The following is a 19,091-nucleotide window of genomic DNA, read 5'->3' on the forward strand; positions in this document are numbered from 1 at the left end:
TTTAAATCAAACTAAATATAGAGATGGATATTACAATTATTTCAATTGTAGCGGTGATTATAGGATTAGCAATAGGTTTTGGTATTGCTAAGATGTTAGAGAAGGGAAAGGCTACTAAGACAATCGCAAATGCGAAAAAAGAAGCAGAAAAAATACTTAAAGATGCCCAGAAGGAGGGCGAAAACATAAAAAAGGATAAGATTTTCCAGGCAAAGGAAAAATTTTTAGAGCTGAAAGCGGAGCACGAGAAAGTTATAATAAACAAGGATAAGAAGATTGCAGAAGCAGAAAAACGTACTAGAGACAAAGAATCTCAAGTGGGTAGTGAATTGGCTAAGAACAAAAGGTTAAAAGATCAACTAGAGGCTGAACTAAAAGACCTTGAGCACAAAACCGACATTCTAGAAAAGAAAAAAGCAGAGGTAGACCGTTTGCATAAAAGTCAAGTACAACAATTAGAAGTTATTTCTGGATTGTCTGCAGATGAGGCTAAAGCACAATTATTAGAGTCTTTAAAAGAAACTGCAAAATCTGATGCCATGGCATTTATGCAAAGTACCATGGAAGAAGCTAAACTTACTGCACAACAGGAAGCGCGTAAGATTGTAATTAATACTATACAGCGTATTGGTACAGAGGAGGCTGTGGAAAACTGTGTCTCGGTATTCAACCTAGAGTCAGATGATGTTAAAGGTAGAATTATTGGTAGAGAAGGTAGAAACATACGGGCTATAGAGGCGGCAACAGGAGTAGAGATAATTGTTGATGATACGCCGGAGGCTATCATTCTTTCCTGTTTTGATTCGGTAAGGAGAGAAGTAGCACGTTTGTCTTTGCACCGATTGGTAACCGATGGAAGAATACACCCAGCGCGTATAGAAGAAATAGTAAAGAAAACAGAGAAGCAGATTAATGAAGAGATTGCTGAAATTGGTAAGCGTACGGTTATCGATTTGGGAATACACGGTTTGCATCCAGAACTTATAAAAGCGGTCGGTCGTATGAAGTACCGTTCTTCTTACGGTCAGAATCTATTACAACACTCGAGAGAGGTGGCAAAATTATGTGGTGTAATGGCTTCAGAATTGGGTGTTAATCCTAAACTAGCTAAACGTGCAGGTTTATTGCATGATATAGGTAAAGTTCCAAATTCTGAAGTGGATGTAGAAACACCACACGCAATTTTGGGAATGCAGTGGGCAGAAAAGTATGGAGAAAAGAAAGACGTTTGTAATGCCATTGGGGCTCACCATGATGAGATAGAGATGACTAGCTTAATATCACCTATTGTTCAAGTGTGTGATGCTATTAGTGGAGCAAGACCAGGGGCTAGAAGACAAGTGTTAGATTCTTATATACAAAGATTAAAGGACCTTGAGGATATTGCTTTTGGTTTTGGTGGTGTACAAAAGGCATATGCTATACAAGCAGGTAGAGAGTTACGTGTTATTGTAGAGAGTGAAAAAGTTAATGATGATCAAGCAGCAGAATTATCTTTTAATATCTCTCAAAAAATACAAACGGATATGACCTATCCTGGACAGGTTAAGGTAACGGTTATACGAGAAACACGCTCTGTTAACGTTGCTAAATAATATGTAAAGCCCCGAAATTACTTCGGGGCTTTTTATTATAACTTCTCGGTAATTAATTTACTCCATTTTTTTGCTAAATCAAATTCACCATTAGGTTGAATTTTTTCATTTAAATTAAAAAATTCTAATAGCAGTGGTGGTTCTCCTTCTGCTTTTGCATAAAGCTTAAGTCCTAAGGAATTAATTGTTGCTATCCTTTTACTACCTTGTTTTGTGTTTATATAAGTGTCATAGAACTCACATTTGCGGTATAATTCCAAATCTATTGTTCTTTGTTCATTATTCTTGATGAAAAAGAGAATTTTGTCGTGTGCCTCTAGCCCTATGGCCATATCTAACAATATGTCTTTTTCTACAATAGTAGCGTGTATTGGAGTAGCCATTGCAGCTAAACCTAGGGTTAATTTTTTACGATTTTTATTACTCATCTTGCTTAACCAAACAAAAGGAGATAAGGATACAATAAGTAGTAGTATCCCTATTAAGGTATTGTAATAGTCCATGATCAATATGTATTTTATGTGATACATGCGTTTAACTACCTAATAGTTAGCGCCTTTAAAACTTAGTTGTAAAGTGTATTGTTACACAAAATCATGGAAGGGGTAGACAATGTCTTCCTTAGAAAATTTAGGAAATAAAGTGTTATTTTCTAATAACTTTTGGGCAAGTTGCTGGGTTTTATTTGCAGATAATACTTTTGTAATTATCGATTTGTTAAACCATTTTGTAAAAGGATTTTGTTGCCGCTTAACAGTTAAGATAGGTTTATAATCTACCTCTTGTACTTGTTGCTCGTGCTTTTGTATACTTTGGTGTACTACAAAGGTCTGCTCGTCTTTAGAAAGTACATCCTTTTGAATCTGCTCACTTGGTACAAAAGCCAATTGTTGTACCAATGTAACTAGGTACAATAACAAAAGGGGCAATCCTATATACTGTTTGCAAATAATATTCATGCAAACAAAGGTATAGCTTAAAAGTAAAAGCCCTATTATTTTAAGCAGTTCTTAACGTTCTTTAGTTCGTGCTCATTTTCTGCCAGGACAACAAGAATATCATTTGGTTCTATTACGGTAGAACCGTTTGGAGTGATAAAAGAATCATTGCGCTTAATCATAGCAATAATGGCATTCTTAGGAAAACTTAGCTCTACAATTTTCTTATGTACTGCTGTACTATTGTTGTCGATACTAATTTCAGTAATGGTGTTTTTTGGTAATTCTGCGATAAATTGCTCGGTTTCGTTGGTCGTTTTTTCACCTTCCGGATGTATTACATTAAGCCACTTTGCAACTACCGATAGCGTTGTTCCTTGCACTAATACAGAGGTGACCGATATAAAAAATACAATGTTAAAAATGATATTAGCCTTATCTATGCCTGCTAATAAAGGATAAGTTGCAAAAACGATAGGTACTGCACCACGTAACCCTACCCAAGAGATGTAGAACCTGCGTGCTAATTTCATTTTAAAAGGCATTAAACTTAAAAAGACTCCTATAGGGCGAGCTATAAAAATTAAAAACAAAGCTATTAATAACCCAATACCTATATAAGGCACAACCTGTGTGGGAAAAACTAGTAAACCTAAAGTTAAAAAAAGTACGATTTGCATTAACCATGCCAGTCCATCATACATTTTTAAAATGGTCTTTTTGTGTATTAAATCTTGATTACCTAAGTAAACAGCACAAATATAAATGGCTAAAAATCCATTACCTCCAATTGCATCTGTAGCAGAGAATGTGATAAACATTAATGTTATCACTAAAACCGGATATAAGCCCTCAAAACCGAGTTCTATTTTATTAATAATCCATTTGCTTAGTAAACCAAAACCGTAACCTGCCATCGCACCTAAAATCATTTGTAAGAAGAAGGTGGGCACTACACTTAGTATGTGTTGATCTTGATTTACAACCAAGGATAAAAAGGCAATGGTAAGTACATATGCCATTGGGTCATTACTACCACTTTCTAACTCTAAGGTTGGTCTTAAATTGGTTTTAAGAGCTATATTTTTAGACCTTAGAATAGAAAATACGGCCGCAGCATCAGTAGAAGATACAATAGAACCTACCAACATACTCTCATACAAAGTAAAATCACTTATAATGTATACAAAAGTACCTAGGCTTGTTGCAGTAAGTAAAACTCCAATAGTAGATAATGCCATGCCTTCTTTCCAAATAGGTTTTACGGCATTCCAATTGGTATCCAAGCCACCAGAAAATAAAATAAAGTTTAAAGAGACAATGCCAATAAACTGTGCCTGTTTGGGATTGTCAAAGGCTATGCCACCAATACCATCAGAGCCCGCTAACATTCCTATGAATAAAAATAATAGTAATGTAGGTACGCCAAATTTATAAGAGGTTTTTCCTGCTACAATACTTATAAAAAGTAGTACGGAACCCACTAGTAGTATATTTTCAATGGTAAGTTCCATAATACGGTTTACTATGATTAGGTTTAAGCGCAAAACTAAAGCCTGAATTTTTATAGGAAAGTTAAATAACCTATAAAAGTTCAGGCTCTGGTTTAATGTTGTAGAAGAAAATTATTCTTCTTCCGAGCTGGCAGTGTCTTCTTCGTCTTCTTTGGCCAGCTTATTTTCCATGATATTCAGGTTTTTAAGTTTTGCTTTCCAAGTAGCTAAAGCATCTTTATGTCTATTTATGTTGTTGACTACCTCTTTAACTAGCGGATTATCTTCTGATGCGTTAGAGAAAAACTGCAGGTTATTTTCTAATTGACGAATTTCACTTTTGCTTTCGTCAATTTTACGCTTTATAAAGGTACGTTCGTTACTAATAGCGCGTTCGTTATTATCTGCATTGGCTAATTGCTTTATTTTATCGCCATATTTCAATAACTCAGATTCTTGCTTGCTGATGTCTAGCTTCTTAAATAGCGCATCTATAATTTTATTAAACTTACCATTAATATGCCTTTTGTTGTAAGGAACGTGACCTACCTTTTTCCACTCGGTAATAAAGCCTTTTATTTTTGGTAAATCTTGGTCTTTGTCACCTGCCAACTTAAATTCTTTTAAACGACCAAGAATTTCATTTTTTAGGTTAAGGTTAGTAATTTCTTCTTTTTGACTTTCATTTTTTTGCGCATGTAACCTATCAAAATAATGGTTGCAAGCATCTTTAAAATCTTTCCAAATGCTATCAGAATACTTTCTTGGAACATGACCAATCTTTTTCCATTCGCTTTGAATGCGCTTCATTTCTGGAGTAGCATGGTCTAAATCTTCCGAATCTTTTAGCGCCTTTGCAGTCTCTAATAAGGCTCTTTTCTTTTCTAGATTATCATGCTGTTCTTTTTTTAGGTCCTTGTAGAAGCTATTTTTCTTTTTATTAAAACCTCTAACGGCATCTTTAAATCGGGCCCAAGTTTCTTCATTAACGCGTTGTGGCACTTTCCCTGCTTGGAAAAACTCTTCACGCAATGCTTCAACTTGTTTTATTTGGTTTTGAATTTCTTTGTGGCTATTACCAACAGCATTAGAAATTTCTTCTATACCAGCAATTATTTTGTTTTTGGTAACAAGGTTTTCTTCGTAGGTAGATTCTAATGCAGCAAAATGCTCTTGCCTTCTTGCATGCATCGCTTTTGTAGCTGCACTAAACTTATCCCAAATCTCTTCCCTAATTTCCTTTGCAACAGGACCAACCTCTTCTTTCCAGATTTTGTGTAATGTTTGCAGTTCGCGGAACGCTTTACCTAAGTCTGGCTCTTCTTGTAGTGCTTCTGCACGTGCAATAAGTTTTTGTTTTTCTTCTAAATTGTGCTTAAAATCTAAATCGCGTAGCTCACGATTTAAATGAAGAAAATCATAGAAAATTTCTATATGGTGATGGTAGGTGCGCCATACATCATTATAAGAATTACGCGGTATTGGCCCAGCATTACGCCATTTTTCTTGTAAATCTTTAAAGTTTTTGTACGTAGTATTAATATCTTCTTCTACATTAACTAACCCTTTTAACTCTTCTATTATCGCTAAACGGTTCTCTAGATTAGATTTTAAGGATTTTTCTAAATCCATGTAATAGGCATCTCGTTTCTCACGATACTCCTTGTACACTTCATTAAATTGTCTTTTAGTAACAGAATTGTATCTAAAATCTATTTCATTACCACCAGCATCAATAAATTCTTCCTTTTTTTCTTCTAAAAATGCTTGAAATTTAAGGTCAAACTCATGCTTAATCGCATTTACATGTTTGCTTATGGCTTGTACTTTTTCATTCTTTACCAGACGTTGCAATTCACCAACCAAGTTTTCCATGCTAAGGGCATGATAATCTAGGAACGGAATTTCATGTCTTTTTTCATTTTCAGAATCCTCTGCGTCTTCCGCATTTTCTTGGTCAATTTCATCTTGCACCTCGTCATTTATCGCAGCATCAGAAGGAGTAGTAGTACTTTCTACATGTATTGTTTTCTCTTCTAAGCGTTCTTCTGGCGTAGGTATCAACCCGTCTTTGTTTCCTACTTCTTGGTTCCCCCCAGCAGTTTCCTGTGGTTTATTTGCTTCATTGTCCATCTTAAATGGTCGTTTTAATTATTAGATTGATGGCTGTGTGCGGTAAGTTATAAAGAAAACCCACCGTAAACAAAAGTAATCATTCTTCTTTTGTCTCTATACCTATAAAACGAACAACTCTATAAATTTGATGGTAGTCTGAATCTTAAGTTAAGAATTCCATATTTCCCAAGCCTTTTCTGCTTGGCCTACCAACATAGGGTAACCATTTTGTACAACACAACCTTTTTTTTTGCCTTCCGCTAGAAAGGCTGTCACTTCTGGATTGTAAATTAAATCGAACAGTACATGGTTTTTGCCTAAATATTCGTAGGGTATGTTAGGCTTTTCTGCTACATTAGGGAATGTGCCTACAGGACTGCAGTTCACAATTATGGTATTAGATGATATAATTTCTTTATCTAATTCTATATAACTCAATTGCCCTGGCTTTGCGCTTCTAGAGACATAGGTGTATGCAATACCTAATGTTTTAAAGACATATGCAATGGCTTTGGAAGCACCTCCGGTACCTAAAATCAAGGCATTTTTATGGCTTATGTTAAGTAAAGGGGTAATGCTATTTTTAAATCCGTACGTGTCTGTATTGAATCCAATCCGTTTATTATCAATAAATTTAATGGTGTTAACGGCTCCAATTTCTTGTGCTGTTTTATCCAATTCATCTAAATAGGGTAGTACTTGTTCTTTGTATGGAATGGTAACATTGAGCCCAAATACTTCTGGGTTTTTTAAAATAGATGCTATTTCTTGAATATTTTGTAAATCAAAGTTTTCGTATGAAAAACCTTCAATTTTCATCACATTAAATTTTTCTGTAAAATAGCCCTGAGAAAAGGAGTACGAAATATCTTTACCTATTAGTCCTAGTCTTTTCTTTCCTGTTTTTTCCATACCAATCCAAACTTAATAACACAAAGATGCCGAAGATAATAAAGAAAATTGCGCCCCAAGTTTCCATTACCAAGATATCTGGCCAATATCTTTTGTAATTGAGTATAATGCTATCTCCATTGCTGTCCAAAAGTACCGTTCCTGAGAGGTCTGTTTTAAAGACTGTTTTTTTCCAAGGCCATAATACGCCTAAAGAACCTGTGATAAAGCCAATAATAATTGCAGTAGTATGCGCTTTGTAATGTTTTAACAAAAAGCCTAGGAAATGAGATAGTGTTACTAAACCTGTTGCAGAACCTAACGTAAAAACTGCTAAAATTTTTAATGTTTTTAAACGTTGGGGATTATTCCAAAAGCTAAAATCACCTTGTAGTACTTCGGCTATCGTAAAATATAAACTATTAACAGAATCTACCAATAACAATACATAGTTGCCAATAAGGATAAGGATGAAAGAACCAGATAGGCCAGGGAGTGTCATCCCAGAAACACTAATTATACCACAAAAAAAGATAAACCAAAGGTTGTCATTCTCTTTTGCAGGATTTAAAAAACTAATGCCAATCCCAACCAATAAACCAATGATGCCTAGGGGAATGGTTTTTTTGTTCCAATCCTTAAAATCTTTAGAAATATAGTAAATGGAGCCAATTATCATTCCAAAGAATGCTGCCCAGACATAGAGTTCTTTTCGTTCTAAGAAATAATCTAATAATCTAGAAACGCTAAAGTAACTGATAAGCATTCCTGTGATTAATAGCACTAAAAAAGCTCCGTTAATATACCTGAAAAAACTTTTAAAACGACCGTTAAACAGTAACTTGAATGCTTTAAAATTTACTTTTTGAAGGGAATAAATAAATTCCTCATAGAAGCCACCTACAAATGCTACGATTCCACCAGAAACTCCTGGAACTTTATTAGCAGCCCCCATGCAGAGGCCTTTAATAACTAAGAAAAATTTATCTGATAGTGTTCTTTGTGTTTGCATTAATCACTTATCGGTCTGTTTTTAGCTGCAATCCTTTCTAAGATAAAAATAAGTGAAAAACCTAGGATAGCTAAACCGATAGCGGGAATTAATTGCGCATCACCCTCAAAAGCAAAAGGAGAAACATTTTGTTCATTTATTGGTATCACCTTGTCATCAAACACCTTAGTTTCTAAAACTACTTTCCAAGGCCATATTTTATTTAAAGAACCAAGAATAAACCCTGTTAATAAAGCTAAGGTTACATTTTTATAGTTTTTAAACATCCATTTTAATAGGCGAGCAAAACTTAACAAGCCAAAAACAGCACCAAAACCTACCGTTGCTATGGTTAGTAAATCTCTTTGGTGTACAGCATCTAAAATAGTTTTATAAGACCCTAGAAGTACCAAAATAAATGCACCAGAAATACCAGGTAAAATCATGGCACAAACAGCCAATGCGCCTGATAGGAATAAGTAAGGAATACTATCTACATTTTCAGACGGGGGTATTGTGGTTATTAAATACGCGCCGACCGCTCCAACAATAAGAATTATAATACTCATAGCGTTCCATTGCTTAATTTCTTTGCCTACAAGGAAAATACTGGCCACCACAAGTCCAAAAAAGAAGGACCATAATAAAATAGGTTCATTGGCAAGTAACCAGCTCAAAAACTTAGCTAAAGAAAGTACGCTAATAAAGATGCCTATAAATAAGGCTACTAGAAAATTACCGTTTAACTGTTTCCAGCAAGCTTTAAAACCTTCCTTACGTAAGGTTTTGATTAAACCTAGATTTATGTTATTGATAGAGCTAATAAGCTCCTCGTAAATTCCAGATATAAATGCAATGGTTCCTCCAGATACTCCTGGGACTACGTCTGCAGCACCCATGGCCATTCCTTTTAAACTTATGATGGCATAATCCAATAACTTTCTAGGCATGAATCTTATGTTTGGCTACAAAGATACTATTTAGGTAGATGCTTTTGGACTTCTTTTAATGGTATCTTGAATCCATTTAACTTGTTGGAATTCTGGATACAATTCTGAAAAAACCTTAGATTTTTTAGGGTTTAGTTGTAGTGCTATGGTTAATTGTTCTTTAGCTAAATCTTGCTGATTATTTGTAAGATACAGACCTGAAAGCTGATAAATAAGTTCCGCATGGTTAGGGTAAAACTCTAACCCTTGCAGTAGAACTTGTATAGCAGCCGCACTATCCTTTAAATGATGTAGTGTTTTTGCCCAATTAGACCACGTACTAAACTCGTAATTACCCAATTCAACAGCTTGTTTATAGGCGAAGTCTGCTTCTGCATAATTACCTAAGGCATAAAAGGTATCTGCATTTAATCTCCAATATGTAGGGTTGTCTCCGTCTATATTAATGGCCTTGTTTACGTAGTGAAGAGCCCTTTCATAGTTTTCTTTTCTATAATAGAATTTGGTAATGGCAAGCCAGCCTTTATCCAATAAAGGGTCTTCATGTACAGTATGGTAATAATAATATTTGGCCAACTCGTCATTGCCTAATTTTTCATGGCATTTGCCAATACGTAAATAGGCGTGAGAGGTGGGGTCTTCTATTTCAATAGTAGTTTCGTAACAAGCTATAGCTTCATTAAGTTGCCCCATCTTCTCTAAAATCTTGGCTTTTTCAAAATAAGCACCCAAGAATGTATCATCAGAAATGATGGCGAAATCAAAAGCACTCAAAGCCTCTTTATGCATGTTTTTTTCGTCATACATTTTTCCCAATTGATGCCAAGCTACTTCGCAATACAGGTTTTTCTCTAAATAATCATTTAAAAATACTATAGCGCCATCAAAATCTTCTAAAAACTCAAAGCAATAAATAACATTATACAGAGAAGAGTAATCAGAGTCATCCACATCCAAGCATTTTATGAAACACTCTTTTGCTTTCTTATAGTTATCCATAAACAAATATTCCATGCCCATTAACGAATAGATATCAAAATTATCTTCGTTAGCGTTAAGAATTAATGCTTTTCTAAGCATGTTTACTGCTCCGTTATGGTCATCTTTTTTAGAGAGGATATTAGCACGTTGAATATAAATTTCCTCGTTGTGTGCATCAATAGTTTCTAGCTCATCTAACAAATCTTGTGCTAAGGTAAATTGGTCTTCAAAAACCAAAACTTCTACCTGTAAAAGTTTTATTTCCATACAATTTGGATGCTGTTGCAGTCCAATCTGTATGGCTTTTTTTCCTAGGGTTACCTTACCAATGTTTAAGTAGTGATGAATTATCTCCTCAAAGTCCTCTGCATCAAAAAAATAGACATCGTCTGTTTTAAGCATGGACTCAAACTTGTGAATGGTAGGGTTATGATTTTCGTTAGTATTTAACGCCATAGGTCTAGTTGTGGTTAACTATAAACTTAAAATTAGGATGATATTGCCCTAATTTTAGTCGATAGGTAGGGTTGTTATTAACAAATTAGTTAACAGGTTTAGGAATTTGTGTTGTTCAGAATGTCTAAAATCTGCTTACAACCCTTTGTAATTTCTGCTTCGGAAATGGTTAATGGTGGCGTAATTCTGACCGCTTTTTTTTCAAATAACAACCAAAAAAGAATAAGTTTCTCTTTTGCGGCTGTTAGTACTAAATGGTTTGCAATTTCTTCATTATCTAAAATCAAAGCCAGCATTAACCCTTTTCCTCTTATTTCTTTAATCAAAGGATGTACCAAAAGAGTTCTAAAAAGCTTTTCTTTAGCTACAGTAGCTGATATTAGTTGGCTTTTCTGCAGTTCCTGTAAAGTAGCCAAAGATGCTGCCGCAATGACAGGGTTGCCGCCAAAAGTTGTAATATGACCTAATTTTGGGTTTTGTAAACATGCCATTATTTGGTTAGAAGCTACAAAAGCACCTACGGGCATGCCAGATGCCATGCCTTTGCCAACTACTAAGATATCTGGAATACATTGGTAGTGTTCAAAAGCAAAGAGTTTGCCCGTTCTGCCAAAACCGGGTTGAATCTCATCTAAAATAAGTAACGTCCCAGTTTGGTCGCATTTTTCTCTAACTTTTTTTAGGTAATTATCTTGTGGGGTAATAAAACCTGCTCCCCCTTGTATGGTTTCTAGAATAACGGCAGCTACTTTGTCAGTAATTAAGTTTAGGTCTTCTTCTACATTAAACCCAATAAAACCTACATCTGGGATTAACGGGCGGAAAGAGGCTTTACGTTCTTCCATGTTCATAAGACTTAAGCTACCCATGGTATTACCGTGATAGGCATTTTTTGCCGCTAATATTCGTGAACGCCCCGTATATCTTCTAGCTAACTTTAGGGCACCTTCTATGGCTTCTGTACCCGAATTTACCAAATAGGTGCTCTCTAATGATTTGGGCAATACTTGGGCTAATGCCTTAGCATAATCTACTGCTGGCTTTTGTACATATTCCCCGTATACCATAACATGCATGTATTCTTTGGCTTGTTGGGTAATCGCAGCAACTACGGCAGGGTGGCAATGCCCCAACGTACATGCAGAAACTCCTGCAACAAAATCTAAATGGGCATGCCCCTCGATGTCAAAAATATAACTCCCAGATGCCTTACTAACTTCTAATGCTAGTGGGTAAGGCGATGTTTGTGCTTGGTATGTATAAAAATCTTCCGTCATGTAACTCCTACAAAATACCTGGTACTATTATCTAACCGCTTTTTTTACTTTGGATTTAGTGGGGTTAGTGGCTTTGCTGTTGGATTTTGCATTAATGGGTTGTTTCTTCAAGGGTTCACCACTACGTTCACTTTCTTCTGCATCTATATCTATGGGTGCGTCTATACCTCTTATTTTAACTAAGACAATGTTGTTATCATCCTCATCAAAAATATCTTCTTTCTTATAAATACGCTCGTCTCCACGCCAGATAAACCCTTTTAGTTTTCTGTTTTCTAAGGGCAAATCCTTTTCTGGATATATTTTACCTTCTGGATTTACAAAAAACGTAATATTCTCAATATCACTATTGTTGAGTTCTAATCTTATTTTACTGCTTATTGTCTTGTCTATGCCAATGAGTTCATTATCATCATTATACATGTAATAGATTACCTCTGTATTTTTTATAAGATCAACAATTTTAAGCTCATTCTCTATAAACTTACCCAGTAAATCTTTGCCTTTAGCTTGGTTATAACCTTGTTTACCAATGGTATCAAAAGAGCTAATAAATGCGTTGTTAATTACCTTTAAAGAATCTAATTCCTCCGTTTCTAAATTGGATAATAAATGGATACTATCACCTGTCATTTGGTTGTCCATGTTCCAAAGTACAGGATTGGTAATTAATTGTGTAATTCCTGTTTTCTCAGAAGAATGTATGGAATCGCACTTGCCACTCATGTCTGTTTTATAGAATTTAGCATTACTAAATGCCCGTAAAATTCTATTTTCTGGTTGCCCTGTTACCATTAGGGTATCGCCATGAATATAAAGTGAGTCTTGCTGAACTAAATTAATTGCCACAGCACGTTTAGTAGCGAAAACGGAATCTTTATCTTTAAAAACTTCAGCATAATGGGCGCGTATTACCCCGTTATTTACGGTGTCTGTAACTTTAATATTATTGGTAGCCGAGGCAAATGAACTTGCTTTATCAAAATATACGCTATCCCCTTCAATGATTCTATTACTGTAATCTATTCTTGTATTTTTTACACCATACCCTTGTTCTATCTTAGTATCATAAAACCCACGTTCGCAATAGATTTTATAAGCCTCTCCAGTAATGGTAGATGGTCCGTACATGTACGCATTTTTAGATACTCTGTAGTAGTTTAATTGTTCAGAGTCAATCACGTATTCTGGATTGTCTATATGCACATTCTTTTGGAATTGCACTTTTTTCAGTTCCATAAAGTACGTGCCAATAATACTAGTCAATACATTAGCAGAGTCTACCACTTTACCACCAGATTTATAATAAGACTCCTGCTTTTCTCTATCAAAGTATAGTGTATCTGTAGTCAAAGTCATTTGTTGGTCGCTCAAATCTACAGCTTCATAAGCTCTGGCTAGTTTGGTATTACCGTTATAGTCTAGCTTGCCACTATTCATTTCTATAGAATCTCCTTGCTGTAAACGTACATTGCCAATAGCACGTAAGCGGTTTTCTTGGGCATAAAATACGGCAACATCACACCACAAATCGGCCCCTTGATGTTCAAATTGTACTTGTCTCTCTTCATCTTTACTAAAAATAGAGGCTCCTGGAAATTTAGCCTCATCCTTGGTAAAGTTTGCTCCGTAAACAATGTTTATTTGTCTGCCTTCAGCTGGTTTTTCTTGCGCAAATCCAACAGAAAATACTAGTAGTAATAGTAGTGATGTAAATGGTTTCAATTGCTTGAAAATTTTGTTCAAAAGTAGCGTTTTTGAGCTTATATTACTTTTTGTTTAATATAGATTTAGCAGAAGCCGTATGCATGTTGATTTATTTTTTTAATATCGAATTGTAAAAATTTACAATTTTATGTTTTCTATTGGTATATAGAACGTAGGAGAAAAGGTAAGCATAGCGTTAATAAGTTGAAACCCGCTAAATTCTTTTAACGATGCCAGAGTGATGTTTTCTGTTAAAAGTATGCCTTGATTAAGTAGTCTTTGTCTACAAGTTCCCTGGAGTAAGCATTGCTTTGAAGTTATCCACTGCCCGTCTTTTAAAAAGGCAATATTAGCAAAATAGGTGTCTGTAAGTAGCCCATTTTTTAAGATGATAATATCATCACAATCCCCTCTTTTTTTCCATAATTGGGTTAAAGGAGAGCGGTCTGTAAATTTTAAATCGTAATCTATAACGTTATCCTCAACTACTTTAAGGGTTGTAATTTTCTTTGGAGCGTAGGTAGAAAATTCATATCGTTTCTTGTGCTGATTATAACAGATTTTTAATTTTACAGTTCCTTTTTTATAAGTATTTGGTATGGTTATACCTTGTAGCAATGAGAAATAAGGGCTTGTTCCGTAAAATTTTAGAAACGACCTTAAAAAACGAACCTCATGATATTCAGCATGCTGAATATCCCCATCCATTATACAAATAGTTTCAAAGAGTGGGAACATACACTTTTTTTAAAAGTTCATCATACTCTTCATCTAAAACACTTTGGTGTGTTATACCTCCGCCACTTTTAAAATAGGCTTTGTCATTTATTTGTTCAATAAATCTTATGGCAACTCCTATATCTATTGTATTACCGTCATAAACACCAAAAACACCAGTGTAATATCCTCGTTTATACTGTTCTGCTTCTTTAATTATGGCGATTGTTTTGTTTTTGGGAGCACCACTAATAGAACCAGCGGGGAGCAGTTTAAAGAGCAGTTGTGCAAAATTGTCTTTCCAGTTTAAAGGTAATTTGCCTCGTATTTCGGAACTTGTTTGGTACAGTCCGCCCGTGGCGGTATTTATTTTATCTACATATCTAAACTTAGTCACAGTAATTTCTTTAGCTACTAAGGATAAGTCATTTCTAATTAAATCTACAATGGTGTTATGCTCTTGTATTTCTTTGTGATTTTTAAGTAACAACTCTAAAGCATTAGGCAAATGTGCAGGTATGGTACCCTTCATAGGGTAGGAGTAGATGTGGTCTTCTTTTATTTTGACGAAGCATTCTGGAGAAAAGCATACAAATTGGTCTTTGAATAGCAATTTGTAAGGCGCATTGGCCAGATTAAATACTGTTCTTAAGTCCACGTTGCGCTTTAATTCCGTTGGGAAAGTTAAATTCAACAAAAAGCTATTGCCGGCATGAATATTATTCAGAACATGGTCGAAAGCTTTTTTATACCGTTCATAGTTGAGTGGTATTGGGTCTAAAGTAATATTAGAATCCGGTTCTGTTTTTAGGTTGGGAGCGTTAGAGAATCCTTTTATATTAAAAAGGATATTTTGTCTTGCCGCTTCTTTAGGAGATAGCGCAATGCAGTTTTCTTGTTCAAAGTCAATAATAAAAAAGAAAGGCTCTCCGTTGCATAAAAAACCTTTGGTCTTTTGTTCAAAAGAGAGCCTATCCATTAAAGTAATACTATTTTAACGTAGAATGGTCTGTAGTCTATCTGGTCCTACAGAAACAATCTTAATTGGAACATTCAATTCTTTTTCTAAATATGCAATGTATGCGTTCAATGCTGCAGGTAATTCTTCTGCCTTAGAAAGTTTGGTTAAATCTTCTTTCCAACCTTTAAGTTCTGTGTATACAGGAGTTACATATTCTGCTTCTATATTATATGGTAAATGTGTAATCTGTTCTCCTTTATAGTGGTATGCTGTACAAACTTTTATGGTGTCAAAACCACTTAGTACATCAGCTTTCATCATCATTAATTCGGTAACACCATTAATCTGTACGGCATATTTAAGTGCTACTAAATCTAACCAACCACAACGTCTTGGTCTGCCGGTAGTAGCGCCAAATTCGTTTCCAACACGGCCCATGGTAGCACCAGCGTCATCAAACAACTCAGTAGGGAATGGACCACTCCCTACACGTGTAGTATAGGCTTTAAAAATACCAAGTACGCTGCCAATTTTACCAGGTGCAACACCTAAGCCGGTACAAGCCCCTGCTGCAGTAGTGTTAGAAGAGGTTACAAAAGGATAGGTTCCAAAGTCAATATCTAAAAGAGAGCCTTGCGCACCTTCTGCTAGTATTTTTTTGCCAGCCGCCATGGCATCAAAAATGTACTGTTCACTATCTATAAATGTCAGTTTTTTTAAGGTTTCTACGCCCTCAAAGAACTCTGCTTCTAATTCATCTAAATTATATTGAATGTCTACATCATAGTAGGCAATCATCGCCTCATGCTTATCTGCTAAGGCTCTGTATTTTTCTTTCCAATCGGTAAATTCTAAATCGCCTACACGCATTCCGTTTCTGCCTGTTTTATCCATGTAGGTTGGTCCAATACCCTTTAAGGTAGAACCTATTTTTGCTTTACCTTTTGCGGTTTCTGATGCTGCATCTAATAAACGATGTGTTGGTAGTATTAGGTGCGCTTTTCTAGAGATTAATAATTTAGCAACAAAGTCTATTTGAAATTGTTCCAAGTTATCTAACTCTTTTTTAAAAATTACAGGGTCTATAACTACGCCATTACCCACTACGTTCATAGCATTTTTGTGGAAAATTCCAGACGGAATGGTGTGTAGAACGTGTTTTATACCATCAAATTCTAAGGTGTGGCCTGCATTTGGACCACCTTGGAAGCGTGCTATAATGTCATAGTCTTTGGTTAAAACATCAACAATTTTTCCCTTGCCTTCGTCTCCCCATTGGAGCCCAAGTAATAAATCTACCATTAAGTTTGTGCTTATTTGGTTACGTTTTCTTCGTTTTTGTTTCTGGTGCCGTAGAAGTATAAAGAATGGTTGTTGATTTTAATATCAAAAACCTCTTCAATGGTCTTTTTAATAGATTGTATACGTGGATCACAAAACTCTACTACCTCTCCCGTATCGGTTAAAATAACATGGTCATGTTGGCGGTCAAAATAGGATTTCTCGTATTGCGCTTGGCTAGTTCCAAATTGGTGTTTACGCACTAATTTACAATCTAAAAGTAGTTCTATAGTGTTGTAAAGGGTAGCTCTACTAACTCTATAATTTTTAGTTTTCATTTTTATGTACAAGGATTCAACATCAAAATGCTCATCACTGGCATAAATCTCTTGTAAAATAGCGTAGCGTTCCGGCGTTTTTCTATGCCCATTCTCTTCTAAGAAGGCAGTAAAAACGTTTTTTACGATTTCCTGATTTTTATCGTTCCCCATAATAGTGTAACAATCAACCCAACAAAGTTACATCTTTATTTAGATACGTACTACTTTATCAATACCGTTGATACCCTTTAAATTGTCGATAAGTTTTTTTAGTATGGTCTTGTTTTTTACAATTACGGTGATTTTGCCAGTGAACGTACCGCCTTCTGCACTAAAATTTAAATTACGCATGTTAACATGCATATTATCAGAGATAATGTTGGTAATCTCATTCATTAGCCCCAGGTTATCAATACCAGTAAGTTTAATGTCTGCGGAGAATTCTTCTTGGGTAGAGTCTATCCATTTGGCACTGATAATTCGGTACGCATAGTTAGACTGTAATTGTATGGCATTGGGACATGTTTTGGTATGTACCTTTATGCCATCTGTGACGCTAACAAAGCCAAAAACTGGGTCTCCAGGGATGGGATTACAGCATTTAGACAGTTTATAATTTAATTTTTCTTCCTCGCTCCCAAATACGAGCATATCGTATTTTTGGGTTATTTCTTCTTTGTCTAAATCTTCATTTACCTGAGTACGTCTTATCTTATTTTTAAAGAAATTGATAAACGCATTGTTATACGTAGAGGTAAAGTCTTTTATTTTTTGATTGTCTATAGCGCCATTGCCAACTCGGAAAAATAAATCTAAGCTAGTTTTAAGCTTAAAATAGTTCACCATTTGGTTCACTACATCTTCATTTAAGGTAATACGTTGTGAACGCAATTTTCTGCGCAACATTTCCTTACCCTCGTCTGCAATTTCTTTTTTCTCTTCTCTTAAGGACGATTTTATCTTTGCTCTTGCCCGTGCAGTATGGGCATAATCTAACCAGTTCTGGTTTGGCTTGCTATTACCAGAGGTAATAATTTCTACTTGGTCACCACTCTTTAATTTGGTGTTTAGGGGTACCAATTTACCATTAACTTTTGCGCCCCTGGTTCGCATGCCAATTTCCGTGTGGATGTGAAATGCAAAATCTAATGGCGAGGCTCCTTTTGGTAAGGATTTTAGTTCTCCTTTTGGAGTGAAAACAAAGATTTCTTTGCTGTAAAGGTTTAATTTAAATTCTTCTACAAAATCTACAGCATTAGTGTTAGAACTCTCTAAAGCCTCTTGTAGGCGGTTTAACCATTCCTCAATACCTTGCTCGTTTTGGGCGCCATGTTTGTATTTAAAGTGAGCCGCGTATCCTTTCTCTGCAATTTCATGCATACGCTCACTACGTATTTGTACTTCTACCCATTTGCCTTGCGGTCCCATTACGGTAATATGCAGGGCTTCATAACCTGTGGATTTTGGAGAGGTTATCCAATCTCTTAAGCGTACAGGGTTAGGTGTAAAGTGGTCTGTAACAATAGAATAGATTTTCCATGCTAAGAATTTTTCATTTTTACGGTCAGACTTATAGATGATTCTTATGGCGAATTTGTCATATACTTCATCAAAACCAATATTCTGTGCCATCATTTTTCTTCTTATAGAAAAGATGGATTTCATTCGCCCTTTAATATGATAATTTAGGCCTTCATCGTCCAAAGCATCCTCAATGACCTTGGTAAAATCTTGTATGTAACGCTGTTGTTCTTCTTCGGTATCTTCAATTTTATTAAAGATGTCATTATAAACCTCTGGTTCGGTGTATTTTAAACTTAGGTCCTCTAAGTGTGTTTTAATATTATATAATCCAATTCTATGGGCTAAAGGCGCATAAATATAAAGTGTTTCTGAAGCAATTTTAACCTGTTTATGCTCTGGCATGGAATCCATAGTGAGCATATTGTGGTAGCGGTCTGCAATTTTTATAATGATTACCCTAACATCATCATGCAGCGTCAGCAACATTTTACGAAAGTTTTCCGCTTGCTGACTAATATTCATGTCTTTTTTAAGGTGGGCAATTTTGGTAAGACCATCTACTATGCGGGCTACAGTTTCTCCAAATAGTCTTTCTAAATCAGCTAAAGTATATTCCGTATCCTCTACAACATCATGCAATAGAGCGGAAGCTATTGAAATAGCATCTAGACCAATTTCTGAGGCTACAATTTTAGCAACGGCTATTGGATGAAAGATGTAGGCCTCCCCAGATTTTCTACGCTGGTTTTTGTGGGCATCTACGGCAACATCAAAGGCAGAGCGTATCAATTTTTTGTCCTCATCGGTCAATGTTTGATAGCTAATGCGCAGCAATTCTTTGTATTGCTGTGCAATTTCTTTGTTTTCTTTTTCTATTGCAGCTTCCGTCATAGT

16 protein-coding genes are annotated in these 19,091 nt (G+C 35.5%); 1 reads left to right on the plus strand and 15 read right to left on the minus strand.

Annotated elements, in window-relative coordinates; translation table 11 throughout:
• Positions 1-23: 23 nt before the first annotated feature.
• Positions 24-1,595, plus strand: coding sequence for a ribonuclease Y (gene rny, locus FBT53_RS09380; RefSeq protein ID WP_136950926.1), 1,572 nt, complete (start codon positions 24-26; stop codon positions 1,593-1,595).
• Positions 1,596-1,630: 35 nt separating this feature from the next.
• Here rny and FBT53_RS09385 read toward each other — a convergent pair whose 3' ends face one another.
• The 15 genes from FBT53_RS09385 to FBT53_RS09455 all read right to left on the minus strand — a co-directional run bounded on the left by FBT53_RS09385 (position 1,631) and on the right by FBT53_RS09455 (position 19,088).
• Positions 1,631-2,098 (minus strand): hypothetical protein, encoded by a 468-nt coding sequence (locus FBT53_RS09385; RefSeq protein WP_136950927.1) that lies wholly within the window; start codon positions 2,096-2,098, stop codon positions 1,631-1,633.
• 81 nt (positions 2,099-2,179) lie between these two features.
• The gene (locus tag FBT53_RS09390) at positions 2,180-2,554 is read right to left on the minus strand and encodes a hypothetical protein (protein ID WP_136950928.1); all 375 of its coding nucleotides are present in this window, start codon (positions 2,552-2,554) and stop codon (positions 2,180-2,182) included.
• Positions 2,555-2,589: 35 nt separating this feature from the next.
• Positions 2,590-4,047, minus strand: coding sequence for a potassium/proton antiporter (locus FBT53_RS09395; protein ID WP_136950929.1), 1,458 nt, complete (start codon positions 4,045-4,047; stop codon positions 2,590-2,592).
• A gap of 111 nt (positions 4,048-4,158) precedes the next feature.
• Entirely contained in the window at positions 4,159-6,159 is a 2,001-nt protein-coding gene (locus FBT53_RS09400) for a DUF349 domain-containing protein (protein WP_136950930.1), read from the minus strand.
• A 150-nt stretch (positions 6,160-6,309) separates the two neighbouring features.
• A complete protein-coding gene (locus FBT53_RS09405) occupies positions 6,310-7,053 on the minus strand; it encodes a shikimate dehydrogenase (RefSeq protein WP_136950931.1) in 744 nt (247 codons plus the stop codon).
• Positions 7,013-8,044, minus strand: coding sequence for a DUF368 domain-containing protein (locus tag FBT53_RS09410; protein WP_136950932.1), 1,032 nt, complete (start codon positions 8,042-8,044; stop codon positions 7,013-7,015). Before FBT53_RS09410 ends, FBT53_RS09405 begins: the two co-directional genes overlap by 41 nt.
• The gene (locus tag FBT53_RS09415) at positions 8,044-8,973 is read right to left on the minus strand and encodes a DUF368 domain-containing protein (protein ID WP_136950933.1); all 930 of its coding nucleotides are present in this window, start codon (positions 8,971-8,973) and stop codon (positions 8,044-8,046) included. The genes FBT53_RS09410 and FBT53_RS09415 overlap by 1 nt, the downstream gene beginning before the upstream one ends.
• A 30-nt stretch (positions 8,974-9,003) precedes the next feature.
• A complete protein-coding gene (locus FBT53_RS09420; RefSeq protein ID WP_136950934.1) occupies positions 9,004-10,410 on the minus strand; it encodes a tetratricopeptide repeat protein in 1,407 nt (468 codons plus the stop codon).
• Between the two features lie 98 nt (positions 10,411-10,508).
• Positions 10,509-11,687 (minus strand): aspartate aminotransferase family protein, encoded by a 1,179-nt coding sequence (locus tag FBT53_RS09425; protein WP_136950935.1) that lies wholly within the window; start codon positions 11,685-11,687, stop codon positions 10,509-10,511.
• A 27-nt stretch (positions 11,688-11,714) separates the two neighbouring features.
• On the minus strand, positions 11,715-13,433 hold the full coding sequence (locus tag FBT53_RS09430; protein ID WP_136950936.1) for an OstA-like protein: 1,719 nt from the start codon (positions 13,431-13,433) through the stop codon (positions 11,715-11,717).
• A gap of 99 nt (positions 13,434-13,532) precedes the next feature.
• Complete coding sequence (locus FBT53_RS09435; RefSeq protein WP_136950937.1) at positions 13,533-14,132, minus strand: aminotransferase class IV; 600 nt, start codon at positions 14,130-14,132, stop codon at positions 13,533-13,535.
• Entirely contained in the window at positions 14,116-15,090 is a 975-nt protein-coding gene (locus FBT53_RS09440) for an aminodeoxychorismate synthase component I (protein WP_136950938.1), read from the minus strand. The genes FBT53_RS09435 and FBT53_RS09440 overlap by 17 nt, the downstream gene beginning before the upstream one ends.
• A gap of 15 nt (positions 15,091-15,105) precedes the next feature.
• The gene (locus FBT53_RS09445) at positions 15,106-16,374 is read right to left on the minus strand and encodes an adenylosuccinate synthase (protein WP_136950939.1); all 1,269 of its coding nucleotides are present in this window, start codon (positions 16,372-16,374) and stop codon (positions 15,106-15,108) included.
• Positions 16,375-16,385: 11 nt separating this feature from the next.
• The gene (locus FBT53_RS09450) at positions 16,386-16,844 is read right to left on the minus strand and encodes a Fur family transcriptional regulator (RefSeq protein WP_136950940.1); all 459 of its coding nucleotides are present in this window, start codon (positions 16,842-16,844) and stop codon (positions 16,386-16,388) included.
• 39 nt (positions 16,845-16,883) lie between these two features.
• Entirely contained in the window at positions 16,884-19,088 is a 2,205-nt protein-coding gene (locus tag FBT53_RS09455) for a bifunctional (p)ppGpp synthetase/guanosine-3',5'-bis(diphosphate) 3'-pyrophosphohydrolase (RefSeq protein WP_136950941.1), read from the minus strand.
• Positions 19,089-19,091 lie beyond the last annotated feature (3 nt).

This window comes from Flavobacterium sp. ASW18X (assembly GCF_005144745.1).
In the GTDB taxonomy this organism is placed as follows: Bacteria; Bacteroidota; Bacteroidia; order Flavobacteriales; family Flavobacteriaceae; genus Croceivirga.

Excerpts from the sequence above, each read along its gene's own strand:
- FBT53_RS09455 (WP_136950941.1), bottom strand. The coding sequence starts at position 19,088 with ATGACGGAAGCTGCAATAGAAAAAGAAAACAAAGAAATTGCACAGCAA.
- FBT53_RS09410 (WP_136950932.1), bottom strand. The coding sequence starts at position 8,044 with ATGCAAACACAAAGAACACTATCAGATAAATTTTTCTTAGTTATTAAA.
- FBT53_RS09395 (WP_136950929.1), bottom strand. The coding sequence starts at position 4,047 with ATGGAACTTACCATTGAAAATATACTACTAGTGGGTTCCGTACTACTT.
- FBT53_RS09405 (WP_136950931.1), bottom strand. The coding sequence starts at position 7,053 with ATGGAAAAAACAGGAAAGAAAAGACTAGGACTAATAGGTAAAGATATT.
- FBT53_RS09435 (WP_136950937.1), bottom strand. The coding sequence starts at position 14,132 with ATGTTCCCACTCTTTGAAACTATTTGTATAATGGATGGGGATATTCAG.
- FBT53_RS09415 (WP_136950933.1), bottom strand. The coding sequence starts at position 8,973 with ATGCCTAGAAAGTTATTGGATTATGCCATCATAAGTTTAAAAGGAATG.
- FBT53_RS09440 (WP_136950938.1), bottom strand. The coding sequence starts at position 15,090 with ATGGATAGGCTCTCTTTTGAACAAAAGACCAAAGGTTTTTTATGCAAC.
- FBT53_RS09400 (WP_136950930.1), bottom strand. The coding sequence starts at position 6,159 with ATGGACAATGAAGCAAATAAACCACAGGAAACTGCTGGGGGGAACCAA.
- FBT53_RS09425 (WP_136950935.1), bottom strand. The coding sequence starts at position 11,687 with ATGACGGAAGATTTTTATACATACCAAGCACAAACATCGCCTTACCCA.
- FBT53_RS09420 (WP_136950934.1), bottom strand. The coding sequence starts at position 10,410 with ATGGCGTTAAATACTAACGAAAATCATAACCCTACCATTCACAAGTTT.
- FBT53_RS09445 (WP_136950939.1), bottom strand. The coding sequence starts at position 16,374 with ATGGTAGATTTATTACTTGGGCTCCAATGGGGAGACGAAGGCAAGGGA.
- FBT53_RS09385 (WP_136950927.1), bottom strand. The coding sequence starts at position 2,098 with ATGGACTATTACAATACCTTAATAGGGATACTACTACTTATTGTATCC.
- FBT53_RS09450 (WP_136950940.1), bottom strand. The coding sequence starts at position 16,844 with ATGGGGAACGATAAAAATCAGGAAATCGTAAAAAACGTTTTTACTGCC.
- FBT53_RS09390 (WP_136950928.1), bottom strand. The coding sequence starts at position 2,554 with ATGAATATTATTTGCAAACAGTATATAGGATTGCCCCTTTTGTTATTG.
- rny (WP_136950926.1), top strand. The coding sequence starts at position 24 with ATGGATATTACAATTATTTCAATTGTAGCGGTGATTATAGGATTAGCA.